The 24,995-nt window shown below is 67.5% G+C and carries 20 protein-coding genes; 13 read left to right on the top strand and 7 right to left on the bottom strand.

Annotation, left to right across the window (positions count from 1 at the left end; all coding sequences use genetic code 11):
• Nucleotides 1-40: 40 nt before the first annotated feature.
• A complete protein-coding gene (hisC, locus tag ABZ004_RS06395; RefSeq protein WP_355678723.1) occupies nt 41-1,156 on the top strand; it encodes a histidinol-phosphate transaminase in 1,116 nt (371 codons plus the stop codon).
• Nucleotides 1,153-2,013, top strand: coding sequence for an SDR family NAD(P)-dependent oxidoreductase (locus ABZ004_RS06390; protein ID WP_355678722.1), 861 nt, complete (start codon nt 1,153-1,155; stop codon nt 2,011-2,013). The genes hisC and ABZ004_RS06390 overlap by 4 nt, the downstream gene beginning before the upstream one ends.
• Nucleotides 2,014-2,358: 345 nt before the next feature.
• Here ABZ004_RS06390 and ABZ004_RS06385 read toward each other — a convergent pair whose 3' ends face one another.
• Together ABZ004_RS06385 and ABZ004_RS06380 are read right to left on the bottom strand one after the other, a co-directional pair.
• Nucleotides 2,359-2,946, bottom strand: a complete 588-nt coding sequence (locus ABZ004_RS06385; RefSeq protein ID WP_355678721.1) for a hypothetical protein — start codon at nt 2,944-2,946, stop codon at nt 2,359-2,361.
• A 490-nt stretch (nt 2,947-3,436) separates the two neighbouring features.
• Nucleotides 3,437-4,408, bottom strand: a complete 972-nt coding sequence (locus ABZ004_RS06380) for an EamA family transporter (protein ID WP_355678720.1) — start codon at nt 4,406-4,408, stop codon at nt 3,437-3,439.
• 660 nt (nt 4,409-5,068) lie between these two features.
• On the opposite strand from ABZ004_RS06380, the gene pdhA reads away from it, so the two are divergent.
• From pdhA to ABZ004_RS06350, 6 genes are all read left to right on the top strand, one after another.
• Nucleotides 5,069-6,232 (top strand): pyruvate dehydrogenase (acetyl-transferring) E1 component subunit alpha, encoded by a 1,164-nt coding sequence (gene pdhA / locus ABZ004_RS06375; RefSeq protein ID WP_133980063.1) that lies wholly within the window; start codon nt 5,069-5,071, stop codon nt 6,230-6,232.
• A 1-nt stretch (nt 6,233) separates the two neighbouring features.
• Entirely contained in the window at nt 6,234-7,211 is a 978-nt protein-coding gene (locus ABZ004_RS06370) for an alpha-ketoacid dehydrogenase subunit beta (protein ID WP_355678719.1), read from the top strand.
• A complete protein-coding gene (locus ABZ004_RS06365) occupies nt 7,211-8,584 on the top strand; it encodes a dihydrolipoamide acetyltransferase family protein (RefSeq protein WP_355678718.1) in 1,374 nt (457 codons plus the stop codon). The genes ABZ004_RS06370 and ABZ004_RS06365 overlap by 1 nt, the downstream gene beginning before the upstream one ends.
• Before the next feature lie 212 nt (nt 8,585-8,796).
• A complete protein-coding gene (locus ABZ004_RS06360; protein ID WP_355678717.1) occupies nt 8,797-9,456 on the top strand; it encodes a hypothetical protein in 660 nt (219 codons plus the stop codon).
• Nucleotides 9,457-9,572: 116 nt separating this feature from the next.
• On the top strand, nt 9,573-11,531 hold the full coding sequence (locus ABZ004_RS06355; protein WP_355678716.1) for an NPCBM/NEW2 domain-containing protein: 1,959 nt from the start codon (nt 9,573-9,575) through the stop codon (nt 11,529-11,531).
• Nucleotides 11,532-11,572: 41 nt separating this feature from the next.
• Nucleotides 11,573-12,406, top strand: a complete 834-nt coding sequence (locus ABZ004_RS06350) for a DMT family transporter (protein WP_355678715.1) — start codon at nt 11,573-11,575, stop codon at nt 12,404-12,406.
• Here ABZ004_RS06350 and ABZ004_RS06345 read toward each other — a convergent pair.
• Nucleotides 12,403-13,749, bottom strand: coding sequence for a serine hydrolase domain-containing protein (locus ABZ004_RS06345; protein WP_355678714.1), 1,347 nt, complete (start codon nt 13,747-13,749; stop codon nt 12,403-12,405). The two genes, ABZ004_RS06350 and ABZ004_RS06345, sit on opposite strands and share 4 nt — an antisense overlap.
• Before the next feature lie 92 nt (nt 13,750-13,841).
• Between ABZ004_RS06345 and ABZ004_RS06340 the strand changes: the two genes are divergently transcribed.
• Nucleotides 13,842-17,069, top strand: a complete 3,228-nt coding sequence (locus tag ABZ004_RS06340; RefSeq protein ID WP_355678713.1) for a BTAD domain-containing putative transcriptional regulator — start codon at nt 13,842-13,844, stop codon at nt 17,067-17,069.
• Nucleotide 17,070: 1 nt separating this feature from the next.
• Here the strand turns inward: ABZ004_RS06340 and ABZ004_RS06335 are convergent, their stop codons facing one another.
• A complete protein-coding gene (locus ABZ004_RS06335; protein WP_355678712.1) occupies nt 17,071-17,697 on the bottom strand; it encodes a TetR/AcrR family transcriptional regulator in 627 nt (208 codons plus the stop codon).
• A gap of 116 nt (nt 17,698-17,813) precedes the next feature.
• Between ABZ004_RS06335 and ABZ004_RS06330 the strand changes: the two genes are divergently transcribed.
• Nucleotides 17,814-19,364, top strand: coding sequence for an AMP-binding protein (locus tag ABZ004_RS06330; protein WP_355678711.1), 1,551 nt, complete (start codon nt 17,814-17,816; stop codon nt 19,362-19,364).
• Nucleotides 19,365-19,436: 72 nt separating this feature from the next.
• The gene (locus ABZ004_RS06325) at nt 19,437-20,174 is read left to right on the top strand and encodes a GNAT family N-acetyltransferase (RefSeq protein WP_355678710.1); all 738 of its coding nucleotides are present in this window, start codon (nt 19,437-19,439) and stop codon (nt 20,172-20,174) included.
• Here the strand turns inward: ABZ004_RS06325 and ABZ004_RS06320 are convergent.
• Nucleotides 20,171-21,181: a sigma-70 family RNA polymerase sigma factor gene (locus ABZ004_RS06320; RefSeq protein ID WP_355678709.1), complete on the bottom strand. Its 1,011-nt coding sequence runs from the start codon at nt 21,179-21,181 to the stop codon at nt 20,171-20,173. The genes ABZ004_RS06325 and ABZ004_RS06320 overlap by 4 nt on opposite strands.
• 157 nt (nt 21,182-21,338) lie before the next feature.
• On the opposite strand from ABZ004_RS06320, the gene ABZ004_RS06315 reads away from it, so the two are divergent.
• Both ABZ004_RS06315 and ABZ004_RS06310 read left to right on the top strand, forming a co-directional pair.
• The gene (locus ABZ004_RS06315; protein ID WP_355678708.1) at nt 21,339-22,061 is read left to right on the top strand and encodes an SDR family NAD(P)-dependent oxidoreductase; all 723 of its coding nucleotides are present in this window, start codon (nt 21,339-21,341) and stop codon (nt 22,059-22,061) included.
• 180 nt (nt 22,062-22,241) lie between these two features.
• Nucleotides 22,242-22,904 (top strand): DUF4304 domain-containing protein, encoded by a 663-nt coding sequence (locus ABZ004_RS06310; protein WP_355678707.1) that lies wholly within the window; start codon nt 22,242-22,244, stop codon nt 22,902-22,904.
• 248 nt (nt 22,905-23,152) lie between these two features.
• Here ABZ004_RS06310 and ABZ004_RS06305 read toward each other — a convergent pair whose 3' ends face one another.
• Both ABZ004_RS06305 and ABZ004_RS06300 read right to left on the bottom strand, forming a co-directional pair.
• Nucleotides 23,153-23,980, bottom strand: coding sequence for an ABC transporter permease (locus ABZ004_RS06305; RefSeq protein WP_355678706.1), 828 nt, complete (start codon nt 23,978-23,980; stop codon nt 23,153-23,155).
• Complete coding sequence (locus tag ABZ004_RS06300; RefSeq protein ID WP_355678705.1) at nt 23,977-24,960, bottom strand: ATP-binding cassette domain-containing protein; 984 nt, start codon at nt 24,958-24,960, stop codon at nt 23,977-23,979. The genes ABZ004_RS06305 and ABZ004_RS06300 overlap by 4 nt, the downstream gene beginning before the upstream one ends.
• Between the last annotated feature and the right edge of the window lie 35 nt (nt 24,961-24,995).

Raw genomic sequence — 24,995 nt, 5'->3', positions numbered from 1 at the left:
CGGGGTTCTACACCGGCGACGCAGCGATTAACCTGCCGACATGACCGCCCCCGAAGATGAGGCCCAGTTCCGGTTTCGCGCCTGCCTGGACGACGTAGCGGCGTACAAGCCGGGTAAGCCGCCGGAGCGCACCGACGGACGGCCGACGTACAAGTTGTCCAGCAACGAGAACCCGTACCCGCCGCTGCCCGGCGTGCTGGCCGCGGCGACCGCGGCTGCCGCAGACATGAACCGGTACCCGGATATGGGCGCGTTCGATCTGCTCGAGGCGCTGTCCGAGCGACTCGGCGTACCGGTCACCGACCTCGCACTCGGCACCGGATCGGTCGCGGTGCTCTACCACCTGCTGCAGGCGTCGGTGAGCGAAGGCGACGAGGTCGTCTACGCCTGGCGGTCCTTCGAGGCGTACCCGATCGCGGTCCAGCTGACCGGTGCCACGTCGGTCCAGGTCCCGCTGACGGCGGACGCCCGGCACGACCTCAAGGCGATGGAGGCGGCGCTCACCGAGCGGACCCGGGCGGTCATCGTCTGCTCGCCGAACAACCCGACCGGCCCCGTCGTGCATCGCGACGAGCTGATCGCGTTCCTCGACGCGGTGCCGCGCGACGTGCTGATCGTGCTCGACGAGGCGTACTACGAGTTTGTCCGCGACCCGGAGGTCTTCGACGGCGTCGAGATCTACCGCGACCGGCCGAACGTCGTCGTACTCCGGACGTTCTCGAAGGCGTACGGGCTGGCCGGTTTCCGGATCGGGTACGCGATCGCGCATCCGCCGATCGTCGCGGCGATCCGCAAGTGCGCGCTTCCGTTCGGCGTCAGCCAGATCGCGCAGGCGGCCGCGTTGGCGTCGCTGAAGGCGAAGGATGAGCTGCTGGAGCGCGTCGATGCTTTGGTGACCGAGCGGACGCGCGTCGTCGGCGAACTGCGGGCGGCCGGCTGGGACGTCCCGGAGACGCACGCGAACTTCGTCTGGATGCCGCTCGGCGACGAGACCGTGGCGTTCGCCGAGGCGGTCCAGGCCGAAGGCGTCTCGGTCCGCCCGTTCCCGGGCGACGGCGCGCGAGTGACCATCGGCGAACGCGAAGCCAACGACCTGTTCCTAGAGGTCGCCTCCGCCTGGCACAAAGGCCGCGCCGGTTCGCCGACTGTCCGGTGAGGTCGCTGGTCTGGATTTCGGGCGCCTCGGGTGGGATCGGCGCGGCGTTGACCGCGAGCGTGCCGTTCCCTGAAGCGCGGGTGATCGACCTGTCGCGTCGCGGTGGGATGGTCGAACACTTTCCGGCGGATCTGTCCGATCCCGCTGACTGGGTGCGCGTCGAGCAGCACTTCGAGGAGTCGCTCGCTGGGTTCACGGGCGAGCGGGTCGTGTTCGTGCACAACGCGGGCACGGTGGTGCCGATCGGACCGGCAGACGCGGTGGATCCCGAGGCATACACCCGCGCCGTCCTCCTGAACTCGGCTGCCCCACAGGTGCTCGGCCGGGCGTTCCTCCGCGCGACAGCCGACCTGACCTGCGAGAAACACCTGGTGATGCTGTCATCAGGAGCAGCCAGTACGGCGTACGCCGGCTGGTCGTCATACAACGCCGGCAAGGCAGCCGTCGACCACTGGGTCCGCACCGTCGGCACAGAACAACCTCCACTGAACCCTGCCCCCGCTCAGGACGAGCCCGAACCCGGAGCCGAACGCCGCCCTGTTGCCGCGGACGAGCTCGAGCCCGAGGCAGGACGCGGTGCTGTTGCGGCGGACGAGGTGGGGCCCGAGGCGGGGAATGGGTCGGGGAGGCAGGTTGGGTGTCGGGTGATTGCGGTTGCGCCGGGGGTGGTGGATACGGCGATGCAGGGGGAGATCCGGGCTGTGGGGGAGGAAGCGTTCCCGGCGGTGGAGCGGTTCCGGGAGCTCAAGGAATCGGGCTCATTGATCAGCGCTGAGCAAGCCGCCCGAGGAATCTGGTCCCTGTTCGACCGGGACTTCCCCAACGGATCAGTACTCGACCTCCGCACCCTGCCTTAACTCCGCCTTGCCAACCTCAGCGCCCTCCGTCCGCGGGGTCATCCCCTGAAACCGTGGGTTGCCCCCGTGGATACCGCAGGGCAACCCACGGTTCGGGGGTATCCCCTCAAACGGGGGGTTTGCCGGGTTGGGCAGTGTTGCTGGGGTGGAGATGGCGAACGCCCGGAGGCGGCTGGGACCGGTCCGGGCGTTCGGGAGAGCTTGGAGCCACCTAGAGCAAAGAGTGAAGCGGCATCGGGAAGGAGTGAGGCTTACTTCCCGATGCCGCTTCGATGGTGCTACCGGTTCAATCGCCCCACCGAGGCGACTGGTCTCCGGTGTCCTGCATCACTGACCAGGGAGAGGTCAGTTGTTCACGGAGTCCAGCTCGCAGGTCTTCAGCGAGTCGACCGTGTTGCCGCCCTGGTTGAAGCCCAGGATCCCGGTGATGTCGCTGACCGGGACCTGCCCGCCGACGGCGTTGACCGGAACGGTGTTGTGGCAGGCCTGGAACGGGCCGACCGCGTTGTCGCTCACGGACAGGAGGCCGTTGTTGCCCATGCGGTACCACTTGCCGGTGTTGTTCTTCGACGTGGTCTCACAGGTCTTGACCGCGGTCGCGGAGTTGCCGACCTGGTTGAAGCCGATGATGCCGGTGATGTCCTCGACGGGCACCTGACCGCCGACGGCGTTGACCGGGACGAAGTTGTGGCACGCCTGGAACGGGCCGACGGCGTTGTGGTCCACTGCGACGAGCGAGCCGTTGCGGAGCACGCCGTACCACTCGCCTCCGTGGCCGCCGTAGCCCTTGCTGGCCAGCGAAGCGGCGTCAGCAAGGCCGGTGGAGCTGGCCGTCGGGTTGTCGAGCATGTTCGCCGACACGACGGTGGCCAGGCCCAGCGTGGCAACGGTCGCCACTGCCGCTGCAGCGGCGATCTTGCGTGTTACCTGCATTATGCGAGGTTTCCTTTCGGGTATGACGGATTCGTCTTAGTGGGTAACGACACCTGATGGCCCCGGTTACTGAATTCGTCGAAAAGTTTTTTTGCTGCCGCCTGATCCAGGTGGCAGCCGCAGCCGATCGGTGATGTGTTCATTGACTCGGCAACAAAAGGCCTCTGACCAGCCAACTTGCCGGTAGTAGACGCGTCAGGGAGTTGTTGCCATGGGCCCGTAACCGATCCGGGACTTCGTCGTTGTCTGTGCGCGGGTGACGGATGACCCGGGCATGGCGAGGGGTAATTTCGGCGGTCTCGGTGGTCGCCGAACGGGTATTACCACGGCATGCCGGAATGTCGACGCAATAGTGCCGGAGTTGCGCGCCTTGTTTTTTCGGGGCAAGGCGCCGGCCTGGCAACACACGGACCCGCTGCCGCGCGCATCGGCAGCGGTGGGAGACCCGGGCACCCCATGGGGGCCCGGGTTCTTCCTTTCTAGGGCAGGCCTACTTCTCTGAGGAATCCTGGTTCGGTACGGCGGACGGCGTACGGCGTCGTTCGGCGGTGACCACCAGGGCGACGCCGACGACCACGACCAGGCCGCCGAGCATGATCTTGGTCGTCACGTGCTCGTCGAGGATCAGCCAGCCGAGGAACACCGCGACCACCGGGTTCACGTAGGCATAGGTGCCGATCAGTGAGATCGGGGCGTTCGCCAGCAAGTAGGAGTAGGCGCTGTAGGCGAGCAGTGAACCGAAGACGATCAGGTACGCGAGTGCCAGCCAGCCCTTGGTGTCGATCGCGCCGACGTGCAGTCGCGCGGGTTCCCCGCGCAGTACGCCGATCAGGACCATCGCCGTGCCGCCGAAGAGCATCTCGTAGAGCGTCGCGACCAGCGGGTCCTTCGGGAGTCCGAGGCGCGGGGAGTAGCGCGAGCCGACCGCCCAGCTGATCGTGCCGATCACCAGGATGCCGACCGACCACGGCTTCGCGCTCGTGTCGCCGCCGGAGAAGCCGAGGAGTGCGGCGCCGCCGAAGCCGATCAGTACGCCGAGCCAGGTGAGCGGGCGGGGACGCTCGCCGCCGCCGACACGCAGCAGCATCAACCAGAGCGGGACCGCTGCGATCAGGAGCGCGGCGAGGCCGGACGGGACGGTCTGCTCGGCGATCGCGACCGCGCCGTTGCCGAAGGCAAGTAACAGCAGGCCGACGACGGCTGAGCCGGCTAGTTCGCGGCGGGTGATCTTCAGGCGGGCGGTGCCGGATTTGAGGGCCAGGAAGGCTGCTAGTAGTACTGCCGCTACCAGGAAGCGGGAGGACATCCCGAGCATGGGCGGGATGTGTGCGTCGACCACGATCCGGATCGCCAGGTAAGTAGAGCCCCAGACCACGTAGACCACCGCGAGTGCCGACCAGATCATCGCGGCCGACGCGGTCCGGGTCCCGGTCTCGGGCAGTACGGCGGAAGCGGCGGCCATCGGCGTCCTCTCGGGCGTGTCATGTGTGTAATGCGCGAACGATCCTGACGGTAGTCGGTCGAGAGATCGGACCACAAGCCGATATCCGCCAGTTGAGCCGCGAGATCCAGCCACGAAGCACACAGAAGGAACGCGGCGGCCGGGGAAAGTGTGAGGGGTGCGGGGGTGAGGAGGGCTCAGGGGTGAGGTGGGTGCGGTTCTGCGGCGTGCTGGTTGCTGTCGATGAGGGGGAGGGCACGACAGGTGACGGTGGGCGGGAGGGGACCAGCTTCGGACTGGTACGCCTTGACGGTGAGGCCTGATCGGTATGGAGCTGTGACGCAACTCGCATGAATCACGCCGCTGGTGTTACACCGGGGTGATTCGAGCGTGCGGACGGGGCCTGATAGGACCACTGGTTGGACTGGTGTCTCAGCATTGGACGGGTTTCGGTACCGGCGTACAAGTCGGCGTCCTGACAGTTAGCGGATCAGCAACCTCATCGGTACGGTGTCCGGCAAGATGGGCAGTGATACCAGTGAGGAGGTTCACTGCCATGCGGTGTGCATCAACCCTGGATCCACGCGGTCCTAACCCTCGAAGCCTCACCCGGCTGGTTGGGCCGGGACCCGTGCAACGTTGCGGTCGCGGCGATCCCGCGCTCGAACCCGAGGAGTGCATGTGAGTGAGTCGGTGCCGGGCCTTGCCCCGGAAGTGTTCGCGCCCGTCGAGGCGCCGGTCAGTCCGTCCCAGGCCTCCGAGGAGGTCGAGTTCGTCCAGCTGCTGACGCCCGAAGGTGAGCGGATCGAGCACCCGGACTACTCGTTCGACCTCGACGACGAGGCGATCAAGGGGTTCTACCGGGACATGACCCTGGTCCGCCGGATCGACACCGAGGCGACTGCGCTGCAGCGTCAGGGTGAGCTCGGCATCTGGGCCTCGCTGCTCGGCCAGGAGGCCGCGCAGATCGGCTCCGGCCGCGCCCTGAACAAGAAGGACATGGTCTTCCCGACCTACCGCGAGCACGGCGTCGCCTGGTGCCAGGGCGTCGACCCGCTCAACCTGCTCGGGCTGTTCCGCGGCGTCGACCAGGGTGCCTGGGACCCGCGCGACAACAACTTCCATCTCTACACGATCGTGATCGGCGCCCAGACGCTGCACGCGACCGGGTACGCGATGGGTCAGCAGCGTGACCACGCGGTCGGCGACGCCGACAACGGCGAGGCGACGATCGCGTACTTCGGCGACGGTGCCAGCAGCCAGGGTGACGTGAACGAGGCCTTCATCTACGCCTCGGTCTTCAACGCGCCGGTGGTCTTCTTCTGCCAGAACAACCAGTGGGCCATCTCGGAGCCGATCGACCGGCAGACCCGGATCCCGCTGTACCAGCGCGCGGCCGGCTTCGGTTTCCCCGGCGTCCGCGTCGACGGCAACGACGTCCTGGCGACGTACGCCGTCACGCAGCAGGCACTCAAGCGCGCTCGGGAGGGCAGCGGCCCGACCCTGGTCGAGGCCTACACCTACCGGATGGGCGCGCACACCACCTCCGACGACCCGACCAAGTACCGGCTGTCCGAGGACCTGGAGTACTGGAAGCTCAAGGACCCGATCGAGCGCGTGAAGGCGTACCTGGCCCGCTCCGCCGGGGTCGACCACGACTTCTTCGACGAGATCGAGGCCGAGGCGGACCAGATCGCCGCCAAGCTGCGCGAGGGCTGCCTGTCGATGCCCGATCCGACGCTGACCGACTTCTTCCAGCACGCGTACGTCGAGCAGACTCCGCAACTCGTCGAGCAGCAGGCGCAGTACGCCGCCTACGCCGCCTCGTTCGAAGGGGAGCACTGAGATGGCGAAGATCAGTCTCGGCAAGGGCATCAACATGGGCCTGCGGGCCGCGATGGAGAACGACCCCAAGGTCCTCATCATGGGTGAGGACATCGGCAAGCTCGGCGGGGTCTTCCGGGTCACCGAGGGTCTGCAGAAGGACTTCGGCGAGGGCCGGGTGATCGACACCCCGCTGGCCGAGTCCGGCATCATCGGCACCGCGGTCGGCCTGGCGCTGCGCGGGTACCGGCCGGTCTGCGAGATCCAGTTCGACGGGTTCGTCTTCCCGGCGTACGACCAGATCATCAACCAGGTCGCCAAGATGCACTACCGGTCGATGGGCAAGCTGAAGATGCCGATGGTGATCCGGATCCCGTTCGGCGGTGGCATCGGCGCGGTCGAGCACCACTCGGAGTCCCCGGAGACGCTGTTCGCGCACGTGGCCGGCCTCAAGGTGGTCGCCTGTGGCGACCCGGTCGACGCGTACTGGATGATCCAGCAGGCGATCGCCTCCGACGACCCGGTGGTGTTCTTCGAGCCGAAGCGCCGGTACCACGAGAAGGCGGAGCTGGACGAGGACGCTACGTCGACGTACCCGCTGTACAAGGCGAAGGTGGTCCGCGAGGGCACCGACGCGACGCTGTTCTGCTACGGCCCGATGGTGAAGACCTGCCTGCAGGCGGCCGAGGCGGCGCTCGAGGACGGCCGCAACCTGGAGGTCGTCGACCTGCGCTCGATCGCGCCGCTCGACCTGGCGACGATCTTCGCGTCGGTCAAGAAGACCCGGCGCGCGGTCGTGGTGCACGAGGCGCCGCTGTCGCTGGGGACCGGCTCCGAGCTCGCCGCGCGGGTGACCGAGGAGTGCTTCTACCACCTCGAGGCGCCCGTACTACGGGTCGCCGGGTACGACACCCCCTATCCGCCGTCGCGGATGGAAGAGGAGTACCTGCCCGACCTGGACCGGGTGCTCGAAGGTGTCGACCGGGTGATGGAGTACTGATGGGCATCCAGCAGTTCCGCCTCCCGGATGTGGGAGAAGGCCTGGTCGAGGCAGAGATCGTCAGCTGGAAGGTCAAGGTCGGCGACACGGTCAAGCTGAACGACACGATCGTCGAGATCGAGACGGCGAAGTCGCTGGTCGAACTCCCGGTCCCGTACGCCGGTGTCGTCACCGAGCTCCTCGTCCCCGAGGGTGAGACGGTCGACGTCGGTACGCCGATCATCTCGGTCCGGACCGCCGACGCCACGCCCGGTGACCTCGCCCCCTCGGCTCCCGGAACCGGCGCCGAGGACATGGTCCCGACGATCCCCGACGGCGAGGAGATCGAAGCCGGCAAGATCGGCGGCGCCGCCCCCGGTGGCCGCACCGCAGTCCTCGTCGGCTACGGCCCGAAGACCACCGAAGCAAAGCGCCGCCCCCGCAAGGGCGGTGCACCTGCTGCCCCGGCGCCAGAACCAGTAGTTGCCCCTGTCCCTGAACCAGTAGTTGCCAAGAGCAATGAAGGTCCTGTGCATGTGCTGGCCAAGCCGCCGGTGCGGAAGTTGGCTAAGGATCTCGGGGTTGATCTGGGGGCTGTGACGGCGACCGGGCCGGGTGGAGTGATTACCCGGGCGGATGTCGAGAACCACACGGCGGCGGCTCCTGTTGTGCAGGCTGCTCCGGTGGTTAGTGCGCAAGGTGATACCCGGATTCCGATCAAGGGTGTGCAGAAGGTGATGGCGCAGGCGATGGTGAGCAGTGCGTTCACCGCTCCGCATGTGACCGAGTGGATCACCGTCGACGTCAGCGCCACGATGGAGCTGGTCGAGAGACTCAAGCAGGACAAGGCGTTCCGGGACCTGCGGGTGTCGCCGTTGCTGATCGTCGCGAAGGCGGTCACGCTGGCTGCTCGCCGTACGCCGATCATCAACGCGGCGTGGGACGAGGCCGCCCAGGAGATCGTGCTCAAGGGCTCGGTCAACCTCGGCATCGCCGCCGCCACCCCGCGCGGACTGATCGTGCCGAACATCAAGGGTGCCGAATCGCTCACCCTGCCCGACCTGTGCGCGGCACTGAACAACCTGGTCGCCGTCGCCCGCGAAGGCAAGACCGCACCGGCCGACCAGGCCGGCGGTTCGTTCACGATCACCAACGTCGGCGTCTTCGGCGTCGACGCCGGTACGCCGATCATCAACCCGGGTGAGGCCGCGATCCTCGCCTTCGGTGCGGTCCGCAAGCAGCCCTGGGTGGTGAACGACGAGATCGTGCCGCGCTGGATCACCACGTTGGCGCTGTCCTTCGACCACCGCCTGATCGACGGGGAGAAGGGTTCGATCTTCCTCTCCGATGTGGCGAGCATCCTCGAGGATCCCGCTCGCGCATTGATGTTCTGAGCAACAACAACGCATCGCCCGCACGCGGCGCCGACGGAGGAATCCGCCGGCGCCGCGTACGTCGTACGGGATGCTGCTCAGAACATCAGCAACTGGCGGGTAGACCTTGCTGCCCGATCGGGACGGGCTTCGCGCTGACCGCCGTCCGGGCCGTTTCCCTTGCTAGCTTCGGATCTCGACTGCTCTGCCGTGTTCCCAGAGGGAGATCCGAAATGCTGACTGCTCGTCGCGGTCGACTCGTTGCCGCCACGCTGCTCACCGGTGTACTGGCGCTGACCGCCGCCGGCTGTGGCGACAAGGACAAGGCCGATGCTCCGGCCCCGACGACTCAGCCGACGAACGACGCCGGGACGGCCAGTACGCCGGGCGACGGCGACACCCCGAGCGACGAGCCGTCGGGCGACCCGAGCACCCCGGCCGACGACCCGACCACCCCCGCCGGCGACGAGACCGGTGCGGCCGGGGATCTGCCCGACCCGTGCAAGGGCTGGACCGATGCCGACATCACCAAGCTGACCGGTTTGCAGATCTTCATCGGCGAGGGCGCCGAGAAGGGTGGCGCCCAGCCGTTCGCCGCCGGTGACACCCAGCGCGAATGCATCTGGGGCGTCAAGGGCGGCCACTTCCTGATCGGCACCCAGCGCACCAAGGCCGATGAGTTCTCGCCGCCCGGCGACGGCAGCGGCGAAATCGTCGACGGCATTGGTGACCAGGCGTACTTCATCAAGGCCAACAACGAGCTGCACGTCCGCAAGGGCGAGCTCGAGATCGTGGTCTCCTTCACCAAGGACGAAAGCCCGTCCGGGGACCTCACCCTGATCCCGGTCCAGAAAACCATCGCCACCAAGATCCTCGAGACCATCGGCACCTGAGGCCCAGCCTTTGTTGTTTTCTGAGTTTTCTAGGTGATTGATGTCTTGTCAGACCGTCACCGTCCGTGTAGCTTCCATCGCAGTGAGTGCCGCCCCGCCCACCGATGGAGTCCGCCATGCGCCGACGTCTACCTGCCGCCCTGCTCGGAATCGCCTTGATCAGTGGGTTTCTGGCCCTTCCGGCGCACGCCGCGCCGACCGCCAAACCTGATCTGGCGCCGACCCCGCCGATGGGCTGGAACAGCTGGAACACCTTCGGCTGCAACATCAACGAACAGCTGATCCGGACCACCGCCGACGCGATGGTGTCGTCCGGGATGGCCGCCGCCGGCTACAAGTACGTCAACATCGACGACTGCTGGATGGCACCGCAGCGCGACGCCGAAGGCCGGCTCGCCGCGGACCCGGTCCGGTTCCCGAACGGGATCAAGGCCCTCGCCGACTACGTGCACGCCAAGGGTCTCAAGCTCGGGATCTACTCGTCGGCCGGTTCGCACACCTGCGCCGGGAAACCCGCGAGCCAGAACCACGAGACCGTGGACGCGCAGACCTGGGCGAGCTGGGGTGTCGACCTGCTGAAGTACGACAACTGCAACGTGCTCGACGGAGTCCCCGCGCAGACGCGGTACAAGGCGATGGGCGACGCGCTCGCCGCCAGCGGCCGCAACATCCTCTACAGCATCTGCGAGTGGGGTTCGAACCAACCGTGGTTGTGGGCCTCGGGCGTCGGCGGTCACATGTGGCGGACCACCGGCGACATCGCCAACAACTGGCCCAGCGTGCTGTCGAACCTCGACCAGCAGGTCGGCCTGGAGGCGTACTCCGGCCCGAACAAGTGGAACGATCCGGACATGCTCGAGGTCGGCAACAGTGGGCTGACGGCCGGTGAGAGCCAGGCGCACATGAGCCTCTGGTCGATCCTGAACTCACCACTGATCGCAGGCAACGACCTGCGCAACATGTCGGCGACGACCCGGGCCCAGCTGACCGATCCCGACGTACTCGCGGTCAATCAGGACTGGGCAGGCCAACAGGGCAAGAAGATTCGCGACGACGGCGACTTCGAGGTCTGGTCGAAGAAGCTGTCGGACGGCTCGGCGGCCGTTGTCCTGCTGAACCGTTCGCAGAGCCCGGCGACGATCAGTACGACGGCAGCGGCGCTCGGGCTGCCCTCGTCGTCGGCGTACACGGTGAAGAACCTGTGGACGAACGTCGTACGGGCGTCGGGCGGGACTGTTCGTGCCCAGGTAGGTTCGCATGAGGCCGCGATGTTCAAGGTCACACCTGGTGCGTCCAGCACTGTGCCGCCGCTGATTGTGGTGGAGGCGGCGCCGGCGAAGCCTTATGTCACCACGGCCGGGCGCACCGACGTACAGGTGAAGGTGCACAACGACGGGCCGGTCGCTGTGACGTCGGCTCAGCTCGCGTTGGGTGCGCCGGGTGGATGGTCTGCGACTCCGGTGGGGTCGACGCGGGTGGGCACGATCGCGGCTCGGTCGACAGGTGCCGTGACCTGGCATCTGCGGGCCAGCGAGCCGTTGCCCGGTCCGGTGGATCTCAGTGCCGTTGCGAGTTGGCGGTGGCGTGAGGTCAAGCAGAGCGGTTCGGGAGGCGGCCGGTTCGTGGTCGCCGATGCGCCGCCGGCCGGGCTGTCGACCTTGTCCGACCAGAGCTGGGTGTATTCCGAGAACTTCTGGGGGCCGGTCGAGCGCGACATGAGCGTCGGGGAGAAGGCAGCCGGGGACGGCAAGCAACTCACGGTCGCCGGCACCGTCTACCCCAAGGGGCTCGGTGCTCATGCGCCTGGCCGGGTCGGCTTCTTCCTGAACGGCCAGTGCACGAAGCTCGCGGTGTCGGCCGGAATCGACGACGAGGTCGGAGACCAAGGGCAGGTCACCTTCGAGGTCTGGGGCGACGGGCAGCGGCTGGCGCAGGCCGAGGCGACCGGGATGGGTGGCGCCGTGCCGCTGAACGCGAACCTGACCGGCGTCGACGTCGTGGAGCTGCGGCTCGATCCCGGCGACTCCCCGAACTACGACCACGCCGACTGGCTGAATCCTGAGATCACCTGCTAACTCAGTAGTGGCGTCACCCTCTCGTGGGAGAGGGTGACGGGGTGGCGGTGTTGCTTGCGGTACTCGGTGCGGCGGTACTCCATGCGGCGTGGAACGCCATGGCGCACGGCGTACCGGATCGGCTGGGTGGCTTCGCACTGCTCGCGTTGTCGTCCGGAGCGGTAGCATTCGTCACCATCGCGATCACCGGGTTGCCGCCGGCCAAGGCGTGGCCGTACATCGTCGCGTCACTACTGCTGCACGTCGTGTACTACGCGGGCCTCGTGGTGTCGTACAACCTCGGGCAGTTCAGCCAGGCCTACCCACTGGCCCGCGGTACTTCGCCATGGGTGGTCGCTGTTGTCGCGATCGTGTTCCTGCACCAGCACCTCGTCCCCCTCGAGCTGGCTGGAGTACTGCTCATCTCAGCCGGTCTGATCGCCCTGGTGTTCATCGGCGGCCGTCCTACTCGCAGTCAGTCGCCAGCACTCCTCGCAGCCTTCGGCACTGGTCTCCTGATCGCGGCGTACACAGTCGTGGACGGCATAGCGGTCCGCAAGGTCCCGCTGGCGTCCTACATGGGCTGGACCTTCGCCCTGCAGAACGTGATCCTCATCCTGTTCGTCCTCTGGCGCCGCGGTCTCTCGTTCCTCCGAGTGGAAAAGCGCTACCTGTACGCCGGTCTCGGCGGCGGCCTGGTCTCCCTGGCCGCCTACGGACTCGTCCTCTGGGCTCAGACCCGAGGCGCCCTGGCCGCCATCGCCGCCCTCCGCGAAACCAGCATCATCTTCGGCGCCCTCATCGGTGCCGTCTTCTTCGGTGAACGCTTCGGCCCCAAACGCGCGATCGCAGCTGCCGTGGTAGTCACCGGCATCACCCTCATAGCGCTCGGCTAGCGGAGTTGGCTGAAGGCCAGCGGCTGCCGGGTGCACAGGTAGGTCGCCCAGTGGAGACTGGTGGGAGTGCCTGCTGAGTCCCGTGTAATGCGCAGGAGCTCACCGGTCTCCCGGCCCGAGACGGTGCGGTAGATGTCAGGGGAGACGAGTTCGAAGACCGCCGGCCCCTTGTACTCCGGGGCGCCGGGCGCGGCTGCCTCCAGTTGCCCCTGGCGGACCGAGAAGACGAACGGCTGGCCCTCGGAGAACCAGGTGCCGAGGACGCCGGCCAGCTCCTCGGGAACCGACGTACCCGGGAGCCACGCCGACGGCGGAAGCGGGTCGTCGTCCAGCACCTTGTTCGCGAGATCGGTGGCGAGCGCGGCCGGGTCGGGAGCCGACGTGGTGTTCATCAGCGCGATCCCCGCCGTACCGGACGAGCGGTGCACGAAGCTGCCGGTGATGTGCCCGGGCATGCCGCCGGTGTGGCCGACGAAGATGCGTTCGCCGATCCGGAGCAGCATGAAGCCGAGGCCGAACCCGAGGTTCCAGCGGTCCACGTCCGCCATGATCTGCGGCTGGCACATCTCGTCGACGGTGTCCTTGGACAGCACCTCGTCGACCGGGTCGGCGATGAACGCCATCCACTTCGCCAGATCCTCCGCGGTGCTCGCAAGGCCGCCGCATGCGTCCATGGCACCGAGGTCGAGCAGCCCTTCCTGCACCGGCACGTCCGAGAACGGCGGCACGTAGTAGCCGGTCACCGCCGGGCCGCCGTCCATGCCGACCGTCGTACGGCGCATCTCCAGCGGCTGCAGGATCCTCGCCCGGACCGACTCGTACCAGGACCGTCCGTCGAGCCGCGCGACGATCTCGCCGAGCAGCGAGTACACCAGGTTGGAGTAGTGGAAGCGGTGATGCGGCTTGCCGATCCGCTCGGCCTCGTTCCAGCCGGAGACCAGTTCTTCGCGGTCCGGGAACTTCAACTGGTCCCAGACGTCGCCGACAGGCTCGCGCTGCATGCCGCTGATGTGACTGAGCATCTGCCGGATGGTGATCCCCGCGTGCTTGCTCTCCGGGATGAACTGCTCGATCCGGTCGTCGAGGCTCAGCTTGCCTTCGTCGCGCAACGCCATGATCGCGACCGCGGTGAAGGTCTTGCTGTGCGAGGCGATCAGGTACTGCGTATCGGCGGTCGGCGCGACACCGGGGTCGGCCAGATCGGCCGATCCCACGCCGTCGGCCCAGGCCAGCGCACCTTCCCGGACGACGGCGCCCACCAGGCCGGGCACGCGATGCTTGCTCTGACGCCCGGCGATGATGCGGCGCAGATCGGACTGGGTCTTGGCGGCGATCTCGGTCACCCGGCCGACAGTAATGCACCATCACAGCGAGATGACAAAAGGCAGGGGAGATGAGCGGGGTGGTGTGGGAGGCTTGAGGGGTGCGCATAGCGGTGCTTGGGCCTCTCGCGATGTGGGCGGCCGACGGTAATCCGCTGGACGTCCGCGGAGTCCGGCTGCGTGGACTCCTGGCCCGGCTGGCGCTGGACGCGGGTCGCCCGGTCGGCGTGGACAGCTTGGTCGACGGTCTGTGGGGCAGTGAGCCACCGAGCGCCAACGCTCTGCAGTCGCTGGTCTCGCGGCTTCGGGCCAGCCTGCCGGCGACCGAATCGAGCATCTCGGTGCAGTCCGGCCCCGCCGGTTACACGCTGACGATCCCGCCGGAGTCCGTCGACGCACTCCAGTTCCAGGACCTCGTACTCCGCGGTCGCCGGATGCTCACCACTGATCCGGCCCAGGCCAGAGCCCTGCTGACCCAGGCCGACCGCCTCTGGCGCGGCGATGCGCTCACCGACCTGCGGGATCTCCCGTTCGCCGGGATCGAGGCCGACCGACTGGCCGAACTACGGCTGAGCGCCACCGAAGACCTCGCCGAGGCCACCGTGGCGAGCGGGCACGGCCGCGACATGATCGCCGAACTCGAGCGCCTCGCCCCGGCGTACCCGCTCCGCGAACGCCTGCACGAATTGCTGATCAGAGCCCTGTACGCCGATGGCCGGCAAGCGGAGGCCTTGTCGGCGTACGAGCGGGTCCGGACCACCCTCGCCGAAGAGCTCGGCGCCGACCCGGGGACCAGGCTGCGCGAGCTGCACGTCGCGGTACTGCGCGGCGACGAGATCGACCCGGCGGCGGTATCGGCTCCGGTGGTGGAGTCGGCGCCGCGGAGCAACCTCCGGACACCCTTGACCAGTTTCGTCGGCCGCTCCGAAGACGTCGCCGAGCTGACGAGGCTGCTCAGCAACGGCACCCGGCTCGTCACGATGGTCGGTCCGGGCGGCGCCGGGAAGACCCGGCTGGCGACCGAGACCGGCCGATCGCTGCTGGAGCAGGGCGGCGACGGCATCTGGTTCGTCGAGCTGGCTCCGCTCGGTGATGCGGCCGATGTCGCTCCGGCGATGCTGACAGCGCTGGGCGCGAGCGAATACGTCGACAACATCAAGGCCTCGATGACGGCGCCGCATCTGCCGACGAGCCGGGCAGCGACCGAGCGGCTGGTCGAGGTGATCGCCGATCGCCGGGTGCTGCTGGTGCTGGACAACTGCGAGCACCTGGTCCAGGAGGTAGCCGGGCTGGTCGATTCGCTGCTGGCTGTCTGTCCCCGCCTCCGGGTGCTGACCACCAGTCGCGAACCACTCAGCATCCAGGGTGAACATCTGCATCAGGTCGGCCCGCTCGGGTTGCCGCCGGAGGACAGTGAGACCGACGCCTGGCCGTCCATCCAGTTGTTCGTCGACCGCGCCCGCGCAGTACGGCCGGACTTTGCTGTCACCGAGGCCAACCGGAAGGCGATCGGCGAGATCTGCCGCCGGCTGGACGGGATGCCGCTGGCGATCGAGCTGGCCGCGGCGCGGTTGCGCGCGTTGACGCCGATGCAGATCGTGGAGCGGCTCAACGACCGATTCCGCTTGCTGACAAGCGGTTCCAGGACCGCCCTGCCGCGGCACCAGACCCTGCGGGCGGTCGTCGAGTGGAGCTGGGAGTTGCTCGACTGCGACGAACAGGCCGTCGCCCGCCGGCTGTCGTGCTTCTCCGGCGGCGCCACCCTCGAAGCCGCCGAACAGGTCTGCAGCGGCCCTGGTCTCCCGCCCGAAGCGGTGCTCGGCGTGCTCGCGTCCCTGGTCGACAAGTCGCTGGTGGAAGCCGTCGCCGGGGAACGATCGGTGCGCTACCGGATGCTCGAGACCGTCAAGGCGTACGGCGCTGAGCAGCTTGCCGGATCGGGTGAACTCGACCAGGTCCGGCAGGCGCACACGAAGTACTTTGCCGAGCTCGTTCGCCAAGGCAGCAAGGAGTTGCGGAGCGGCGCGCAGCTGCAGTGGATCGCCCGGTTCGACGCGGACAACGAGAACCTGCTCGATGCGCTCCGGACCTCGATCGATCAGGGCGACGCCGACACGGCGACCCGGGTCGTCTCCACCCTCGGTGAGTACTGGAACATGCGCGGCCGGCCGGCCGAGGCGGTCACCTGGTTCGAGGCGGCGCTGGCCGTACCGGGGCCGACCGATCCGGTGATCAAGGCGTTCACGCTGATGATGTACGCCCTCGGCACGATGTCGAGTGGCGAGGATCCGACCGCCTCTTTCGCCCAGGCCGTGCGCGGGCTGGCCAAGGTCAGGATGCTCAGCCGGCAGTACTCCGAGGTTGAAGTTTCAGGCGTGGGGCGGTTCACCAACGCGCTCTGGGCGGCGGTCCGGCGCGACCGGGCAGCCTGCTTCCGCGAGCTGGACGAGGCCCGGACCCACGAGGACGCCTGGACCCGGAACATGGCGGTGATGCTGTCGGCGATGTTCCGCGAGAACGAGGGCGATGTCGAGCAGATGGCCGCCGACCTGACGATCGCGCTCGACGGTTTCCGCGCGCTCGGCGATCGGTGGGGAATGTCGCTCGCGCTCCGCGGTCTGGCCAGCTACCAGGGCAGCCACGGCGACCATCAGGGCGCTCTCGAGTCCCTCGAGGAGGCGCTGAAGCTGACCGCCGAGCTGGGCACCACCGAGGGCGTCGCCCAGTTCCTCGCCCAGAGCGCGATGAGCAGGTCAGAACTCGGCGACGACGGGGGTGCGCTGCAGGATCTCCAGCGGGCGCGCAGGCTGGCCGAGGAGACTGGGAGCCGGGGCGGCGAAGGACTGGTGGAGCTCGGGATGTCCGTGCTGGCTCGCCGGGCCGGCCGGCTGGACGAGGCGCTCGCACTGGCCGAGTCGGCGTACGGATCACTCGATCTGATGGCCGAGCGGATGGCCCCGCACGGGCAGGCGATGATGCTGGCCCAGCTGAGCCGGGTCCGGGTCGCTCGCGGGGAACTCCCGCAGGCCCGCGAACACGGCCGGCATGCGGTCGAGCTGGCGCTCAGCAGCGAGGACATGCCGCTTGCCGCCGGTATCGTCGAGGCGCTCGCCGACGTCGAGCTGCTGGCGGGCGATGCCGAGTTGAGCGCGCGAACCGTGGGGCTGGCGGCGGCGTTGCGCGGGATGCGGGCCATTGGTGACTCCGACGTACGCCGGACGCACGAACGGCTGCGCGCGCTGCTCGGTGAAGAGGCCTTCGAGGCCGCCTACGAAGCGGGCGCCGGGATCAGCCGCGAAGAGGTCGTGGCCGAACTCCGCGCCCGGCTGAAAGCGATCTGAGTCAGTTCACCATCAGCGCGACGGCGAGATTCCGGAGCGCTTCGGTGATCTCGGTCTCCGGCGGCCGCGGATCGGCCAGCATCCAGTCGTAGACGACCGTGTTCACCGCGCCGATGAAGCACAGACCGAGGAAGCGGAAGTCCTTCGGCGCGATCTCCTTCCGGGCGACCGCGGCGTCGCCGACCTGCACGACGCTGGAGATCAGCAGCTCGCGGAAGGCGATCCGCTGCTCCTCCACCGCGGGGCTGATGCCGACCACCTCGACGAACGAGATCCGGGCCCGGCGCAGGTCGGTCATGATGGTCTGCAGGTAGCCGTCGACGGCCGCGACGATCCGCTCCCGGACCGGTGCGTCGGCGATCGCGGCCAGCGCGTCACTCGTACTGCGGACGCCGACCTCGATCAGCTGGGCGTGCAGTGCGAGCAGCACGGCTTCCTTGTTCTGGAACTCGTGGTAGAAGTGCCGGGTCGACACTTTCGCCTGTGCACACAGGCGTTCCACCGAAGTCGCCGGATAGCCGTCGGTCCCGAACAGCTCCAGCGCGGCGTCCAGCAGACGCTCCCGTCGCGCCGCCTTCCACTCGTCGACCGAGCGCCCGGAGTAGCGGCGTACGGAGGGTTCGCTCATTGCACCTCTTGTCGATACCCCGTGCCTGAACTCTTGCCATCTTAGCCAGACGCGCTCTAGATTACTCACCAGTTCACAAGTGAAAAGACCGCTTTTCGCTTGACCTGGGAGGCATCGTGAGGCTTGCCGACAACGTCCGCGCCCTCGCCGTCCTGCACGGCGCCGGGATGGTCGACCTGCGCCACCCGGTGCCTGGTGTCCGGAAGTCGCTGGCAATCCGCAGGCTCGGCCCGATCGCCGGGGCGGCGGCGCATCAGGATCCACAGCGACTTGCGCTGATCGACGAGTTCGGCGGACTGACCTATGGCGAGCTGGACCGGCGGGCGAACTCGATCGCGCGCGGCTGGGCGACGCTCGGGTTGCGACCCGGTGACGTGGTCGGGGTGCTCTGCCGGAACCACCGCGGCCTCGTCGACGCGATGATTGCCTGCGGCAAGTTTGGTGCGCGGTTGGTGTTGCTGAACACCGGGTTCAGCCAGGTGCAGCTTGCCGATGTCGCTGCCCGGGAAGGGGTTTCGGCACTCGTCTACGACTCGGAGTTCGAGGACCTGTTGTCCGGCGTACCGGCTTCTGTGCATCGCATTGTCGACCTGGAGGAGCTCATCGCGTCGTACTCGTCGGCGCCCTTCGATCCACCTGCCCGGCAAGGCGGGATGGTGTTGCTGACCGGCGGCACCACCGGTACGCCGAAAGGCGCGCCGCGGCAGGTGCGGTCACCGTTGACGGCGGCGCAGTTCCTCGACCGGGTGCCGCTACGGCGCGGCGACGTTGTGCTGATCTCGACGCCGGTGTTCCACGGGACCGGGCTCACCCAGCTCATCATGACGTTGGCGCTCGGGTCGACCCTGGTGTTCCAGCGTCGCTTCGATCCGTTGGCGGTGGTGGAAGGAATTGCGGAGCATCGCGCCACCGCGTTGATCGTGGTGCCGACGATCCTGCAGCGAATCCTTGCCTTGGGCCCCGAAACTCTTGGTCGCTACGACCTTTCCAGCCTGCGGTTGATCATGAGCGCCGGCGCATTACTGCCGACCGATCTCGGCAACCGGACGATGGAGACCTTCGGGCCGGTGTTGCACAACCTCTACGGTTCGACCGAGTGCGCGGTCGCGACCGTCGCGACACCCGCCGACTGGCTCGCTGCTCCAGGGACCGCCGGCCTGCCGCCGGTGGGCTGCCGGGTCCGCTTGTACGACTCGTCGGGCCGCGCGATCGTTGAGCCTGGGGTGACTGGGCGGATCTTCGTCGGCAACGGGCTCAGCTTCGGCGGGTACACCGGGGGCGGGCACAAGGACATGATCGACGGTCTGCTCAGTACCGGGGATCTCGGTCATCTGGATGCGGCCGGGCGGTTGTTCGTTGACGGCCGTGACGACGACATGATCGTGTCCGGTGGCGAGAACGTCTTCCCGATCGAGGTCGAGAACCTGGTCGAGGCGATGCCCGGGGTCGCCGAGGTCGCAGCGGTCGGCGTACCCGACGAAGACTTCGGCCAGCGGTTGCGGCTGTACGTCGTACTGGCTGATGGAGCCTCACTCGATGGTGATGCGATTCGTGGCCATGTCTGGGAAAACCTGGCCCGGTTCAAGGTCCCGCGAGAAGTGGTCTTGCTGCCTTCGCTGCCGCGTACCGCGACCGGAAAGCTCGCCCGCCGCGAACTACCCTGCTGAGGTAGGGCCCCACGCCGGCTGCGGCGGGGTGCGGGCTCTTCCGGTGGAGCGCGGACGGGCGCATGGTGAGTCATGAATTCCATTGCTGTACTGCCCGACGGTTACACCGTTCGTTCGCCGGAGCCGGCTGATGCCGAGGCGTTGTTCGCCATGCTCGCGGCTTACAACGAAGGCGTGGTCGGGTTCGCCGACACGACGTTGGAGGAGGTCGCCTACTGCATCGACAGGCCCGGCTTCGAGCCCGCGACCGACGGCTGGCTCGTGCTGGCCGCGGACGGCCGACCGGCCGGATATGCGACCACGCTCGGCCTCGGTGACCGCCAGTTGCTCGATGTCGAAGTGACGTCGCAGTACCCGGAGGTCGCCGGCTGGCTGGTCGATCGGACGCTGCAGCGCGCCGCGGAGATGGGACGCGAGCGTGGCCATGCCGAGGTGACTGCCGCCGCGGCCCCGTACGACGAGTGGTTCGAGAGGCACGAGGACGTCCCCATCTTCGACTGGTCCCAGCTCACGCTGCTCGAGATCGACGGCCGGGTGGTCGCGATCCGCGAGTGCAACGACAAGTACGTCGAAACCGACAACTGCGGTCACATCGGCATGCTCGGCGTACTGGAAGAGTTCCGGGGCCGTGGCCTGGCCACCTTCCTCCTCCGTGACGCCTTCACCGACCACGCAGCCAGCGGCCGAGCAGGGACGATCCTGCACGTCGACACCAACAACCCCACACCGGCCCTGGACCTCTACCTGTCAGTCGGCATGACCCCCACAGTCATCTTCGACGGCTGGCGCCGGGTGCTTTCCCTCAACTAGGAGCTAGGTAGGGAGCGCGGGAGGCCGAACCAAGGGAGGACGGTGTTTTCGAAACGGGTCACGGCTGAGATCCGGTCCCCGGCAACGGTGAGGACGACAAGCCCGATCCCGCGCCGGATGCCGTCGGTGGGCGCGCGCAGATACGTGCCGAAGGCCGGCTGGCCATTGGCGCGCGTGGGGACCAAGTGGTACTCGCGGCCGGCGCTCATGAGGGCGGCGTAGAAACCGGCGACGGCGTCGCGACCGAGGTATTCGAGCGGCATCGGCGGCATCGAGACCCGAACGTCGTCGGTGAGCAGGGCAACCAGGGCATCGATGTCTCCGGCTTCGTAGGCGCGGGCGAACTTCGCTACCAGTGCCTGTTCGGCCGGTGAGGTGGGCGCGGGCGATGAATCGGCGGTTCCGTCGGATGGGAGGCGCCGTTGCAGCGTGGCGCGAGCCCGTTTGAGCGCGCTGTTGACCGATTCGACCGACGAGTCGATGGTCTCGGCGACCTCGGTGGCCGGGTAGCCGAGCACCTCGCGCAGGATCAGCACGGCCCGCTGACGGGCGGGCAGGATCTGCAGCGCGGTGACGAACGCCAGCGAGATGGACTCGGTCTGCTCGTAGCGTGCTTCCGGGCCGGGCGGCGTAGCGATGGCGCCGTCGACGAGCACGTCGGGGTATGGCTGCAGCCAGACGACTTCGCCGTGCCGGGTCGGTTCAGGTGGTTCGATCTCGGGCACGTCCCACTCCTTTGCCGGCCGGCGGCTGGCCGAGCGAATCGCGTTGAGGCACTGGTTGGTGGCGATCCGGTACAGCCAGGTGCGGATCGTGGACCGACCCTCGAACCGGTCGAGACCGCGCCATGCGGCCAGCAGCGTGTCCTGCAGAACGTCCTCGGCGTCCTGGAACGAGCCGAGCATCCGATAGCAATGCATGTGCAGCTCCCGGCGATGTGGCTCTGTCAGTTGCCGGAACGCCTCGTCGTCCCCGTCCCGCGCCCTTGCGATCAGTTCGCTCGGCATCACGTGTCATCACCTCGCCTGGTGTCAGGTTCGTCAGTCTTCCTCAGTTGTGACACCAGCCGGGCAGGAAACTGGGCGCACCTCGCGCCGCCTAATGTCTCGACGCTGTGGTGTCTGCACTCCCGACAGTTCGATTTCCACCTGACAGGGAGAACACATGACACTCGCGGGCAAGACGATCCTGGTGACCGGAGCCGGCCGCGGCATTGGGAAGGCGCTGGTCAACGAGGCGCTGAGCAGAGGCGCCAAAAGGATCTACGCCGGCACACGACAGCCCCTCACCCACCCGGATGAGCGCGTCACGCCGCTGACCCTCGACGTGACCGACGCCGAACAGATCGCCGCCGCTTCGGAAACGGTTGGTTCGCTCGACGTCCTGATCAACAATGCGGGTGTCTACGGCTACGAAGACCTGGCCGACCGAGCCGGCCTGGAGCGGCATCTCGGGGTGAACCTGTTCGGCCCCTTTGGCGTCATCCAGGCATTCTTGCCTCGACTTGTCGAGTCGCAGGGCGCGATCGTCAATGTGCTGTCGCTGGCAGCGGTGGCTGCCGTGCCGATCAGTCCGGCGTACTCGATCTCGAAGGCGGCGGCGTTCTCGCTGACCCAGTCCCTGCGGGCCACGCTCGCCGGCCAGGGCGTCGACGTCCATGCCGTGCTGCCCGGTCCCGTGGACACCGACATGGTCCGTGACCTCGACATTCCGAAGGCATCCCCGCAGTCGGTAGCCCAAGCCATCCTCGACGGGCTCGCCAAGGGAGAAGACGAGATCTTCCCCGACCCCTTCTCCCAGACACTCGCCGACACCTGGAACACCGGCGTCGTCAAGACCCTCGAACGTCAAAACGCAACCCTCCTCTCCACGACGCAGACCCAATGAGCCCGAGTTCGCTGCTCCAGAACAAGACCGCCGCGATCCACGGAGCCATCGGCCACACCGTCGCCAGGAAACACAAAAGCTCAGGCAACCACTTGTTCGCCGCTTGACCCCTGGACCTGCGGTGCTGCTGGAGATCTTGGGCGACTTGTCACGGCGACTGCGCCGCGGAACGCTGTACGCATGCCATCGACACCAACCGCTGAGGCCATGGCGAAAATCGTCGCGGTCGCCGCGCCGCTGCTGAAGTCGGCGGGATTCAAGAAGCGACGCCACACCTTCAACCGTCGCGTCGAGGACGGGCTGGTGCACCTGGTCAACTTCCAGATGGGCCCCTACGACCCGTCGGGGCGACCCGACGTCTTGGCCGGTATCAGAGTCAACATGCATGGACTCTTCACCATCAACCTAGGCGTGTTCGTGCCCGAAATGGATCGCAACGGACCACCCCGATCGTCATGGATCAACGACTACAACTGTCAACTCAGAAAGCGCATCGGCGAACTGATGCCAGAGCAGAACGACGTGTGGTGGCCGCTCGACTTCGAGCCATCCAAGGAGCAGGCCATAGACGCCATGCAAGAGACAGGTCTGACTTGGCTCGGCCAGTTCACGAACCGACAGGTCATTCTCGACAAGTTCCAGGCCGGCGACGAAGAAGAACTCGGCATGACACCATCAGCAGCCCTCGACGTCGCCGACCTTTTACTTGCCACGGGCAACATCCCGGCAGCCGAGCAAACCGTGCGCGACTACCTCGCACGAGACGACGTGCGATGGCCGCACCGCGACTACGTCGAGAACGAGTACCTCGAGCAGCGCAACCTTCGCCACCTGCTCGACTAGGCACAGCAGCGGATGGTTGGGGTTGGGTGTCCCGATCGACAGGATCAATTGGCGCGGGGTGCGGGAGTTCAGGCTCAGCTGGGGATGGGTGGACGGTGATTTGGCGCATTGATCCTGTCGATCGGGACGCCCAACCGACAACATCAGCCACGCACAGGTTTCAGCACGCGACGTAGGAGCGCCTGTAGGCGGTGGCTGGGGTTAACAACCTCAGCCACGGCTTCGGGCGCTCCTGGGCTGTGCGATTTCTACGTGCGGCGGCGGTAGGCGCGGATGGCTAGGGGGGCGAAGACGGCTACCAGGCCGATCATCCACGCGAGGGTGGTGAGGAGGGGCTTTTGGACGGGGCCGCCGAGCATCAGGCCTCGCATGGCGTCGACGAGGTGGGCGATGGGGTTGACGTGGACCCAGGACTGGAGCCAGCCGGGGAGGGTGTCGGTTTTGACGAAGATGTTGCTGCCGAAGGTCAGCGGGAACATCACCAGGAAGGCGATGCCCTGGACGCCTTGGGCGGTCTTCATCGTGAGGCCTAGCCAGACCCAGATCCAGCAGAGGGAGAGGGCGAAGCCGAGTATCAGTAGCAGAGCAGCAAGGCCGTTCAGGACGCCGTCGCCGAAGTGGAAGCCGAGGATCAGGCCGGACGTCATCAGGATCACGATCGACAGGATGTAGCGCACCGCGTCACCCAGTACGGCGCCGATCAGTGGGGCGACCCGGGCGATCGGCAGGCTGCGGAACCGGTCGAAGACGCCCTTGGCGAAGTCGTCGTTCAGGCCGACGCCGGTGCCCATGGTCGAGAACACGACCGACTGGACGAGGATGCCCGGCAGCACCAGCGGCAGGTAGTCCTGCCACCGGCCGGTGGTGGAGATCGCGCCGCCGAAGACGAAGACGAACAGCACCAGGAAGATGATCGGCTGGAACGTCACGTCCGCCAGCGCTTCGGGGTTCTGCTTGATCCGGACAATGTTGCGCCAGGCAAGCGTCAGGCTCTGCTCGACCCAGGCGAACGGCCGGCTCCGCCGGCCGGCATGCGGACCAGGTGAGGTGGCCGGTTCCAACGTGACGGTGCTCATCGGCCCGCTCCTTCCAGTACTGCGGTGTCTTGGACGGCGGTGTGGCCGGTGAGGGCGAGGAAGACCTCGTCCAGACTGGGCAGCCGCAGGGACAGTTCGGTGACGGCGATCCCGGCCTCGTCGAGCCGGCGGACCACGATCGGCATCGAGGTGCCGTCCGGGACCGGGGCGCTGACGACGGCGTTCACCACGTCGACGGTGGGCCGGACGCCGACGGACTCGGCGACGATCGCGGCGACCCGCTCCAGATGACCAGGCTCGGCCGGCCGTACGTCGAGCGTCTGGCGACCCGCCTGAGCCTTCAGCTCAGCAGGGCGCCCCGAGGCCACCACCCGGCCTTTGTCGAAGACCATCAACGAGTCGGCCAACGCGTCGGCCTCTTCCAGGTACTGCGTGGTCAGCAACACCGTGGTGCCGTCGAGGACCAGGTTGCGGATGGTCTCCCAGACCCCGTTGCGGGCATGTGGATCGAGCCCGGTGGTCGGCTCGTCGAGGTACAGGATGCTCGGGTCGCCGACCAGGCTGGCGGCCAGGTCGAGCCGGCGGCGCATACCGCCGGAGTACGTCTTGGCGATCCGGTCGCCGGCCTCCACCAACTCGAAGCGTTCCAGAAGCTGATCGGCCCGCGCCTTCGCCTGCATGCGGGGCAGCCCGAGCAGCCGGCCGATCATGACCAGGTTGCGGCGGCCGGACATGTCCTCGTCGACCGACGCGTACTGCCCGGTGAGGCCGATGATCTCGCGGACCCGGGGTGCCTCGCGGACGACGTCGAACCCGCCGACCGTGGCGTGCCCGGCGTCCGGGCGCAGCAGCGTGCCGAGGATCCGGACGGCGGTGGTCTTGCCCGCGCCGTTGGGTCCCAGTACGCCGAGCACGGTGCCGGTCGGGACGGTCAGGTCCACGCCGTCCAGTGCCGTGGTGGTGCCATATTTCTTGACCAGACCTTCGGCCGAGATGGCGACCTGGTTCGTTGTGGACATCGGTTCCTCCCAGATGACTGTTTCTGGGACTACCG

This window comes from Kribbella sp. NPDC006257, from assembly GCF_040613535.1.
Lineage (GTDB): Bacteria > Actinomycetota > Actinomycetes > Propionibacteriales > Kribbellaceae > Kribbella.
Note: the sequence above shows the minus strand (reverse complement) of the source record. Positions and strands in the feature narration are given on the sequence as shown.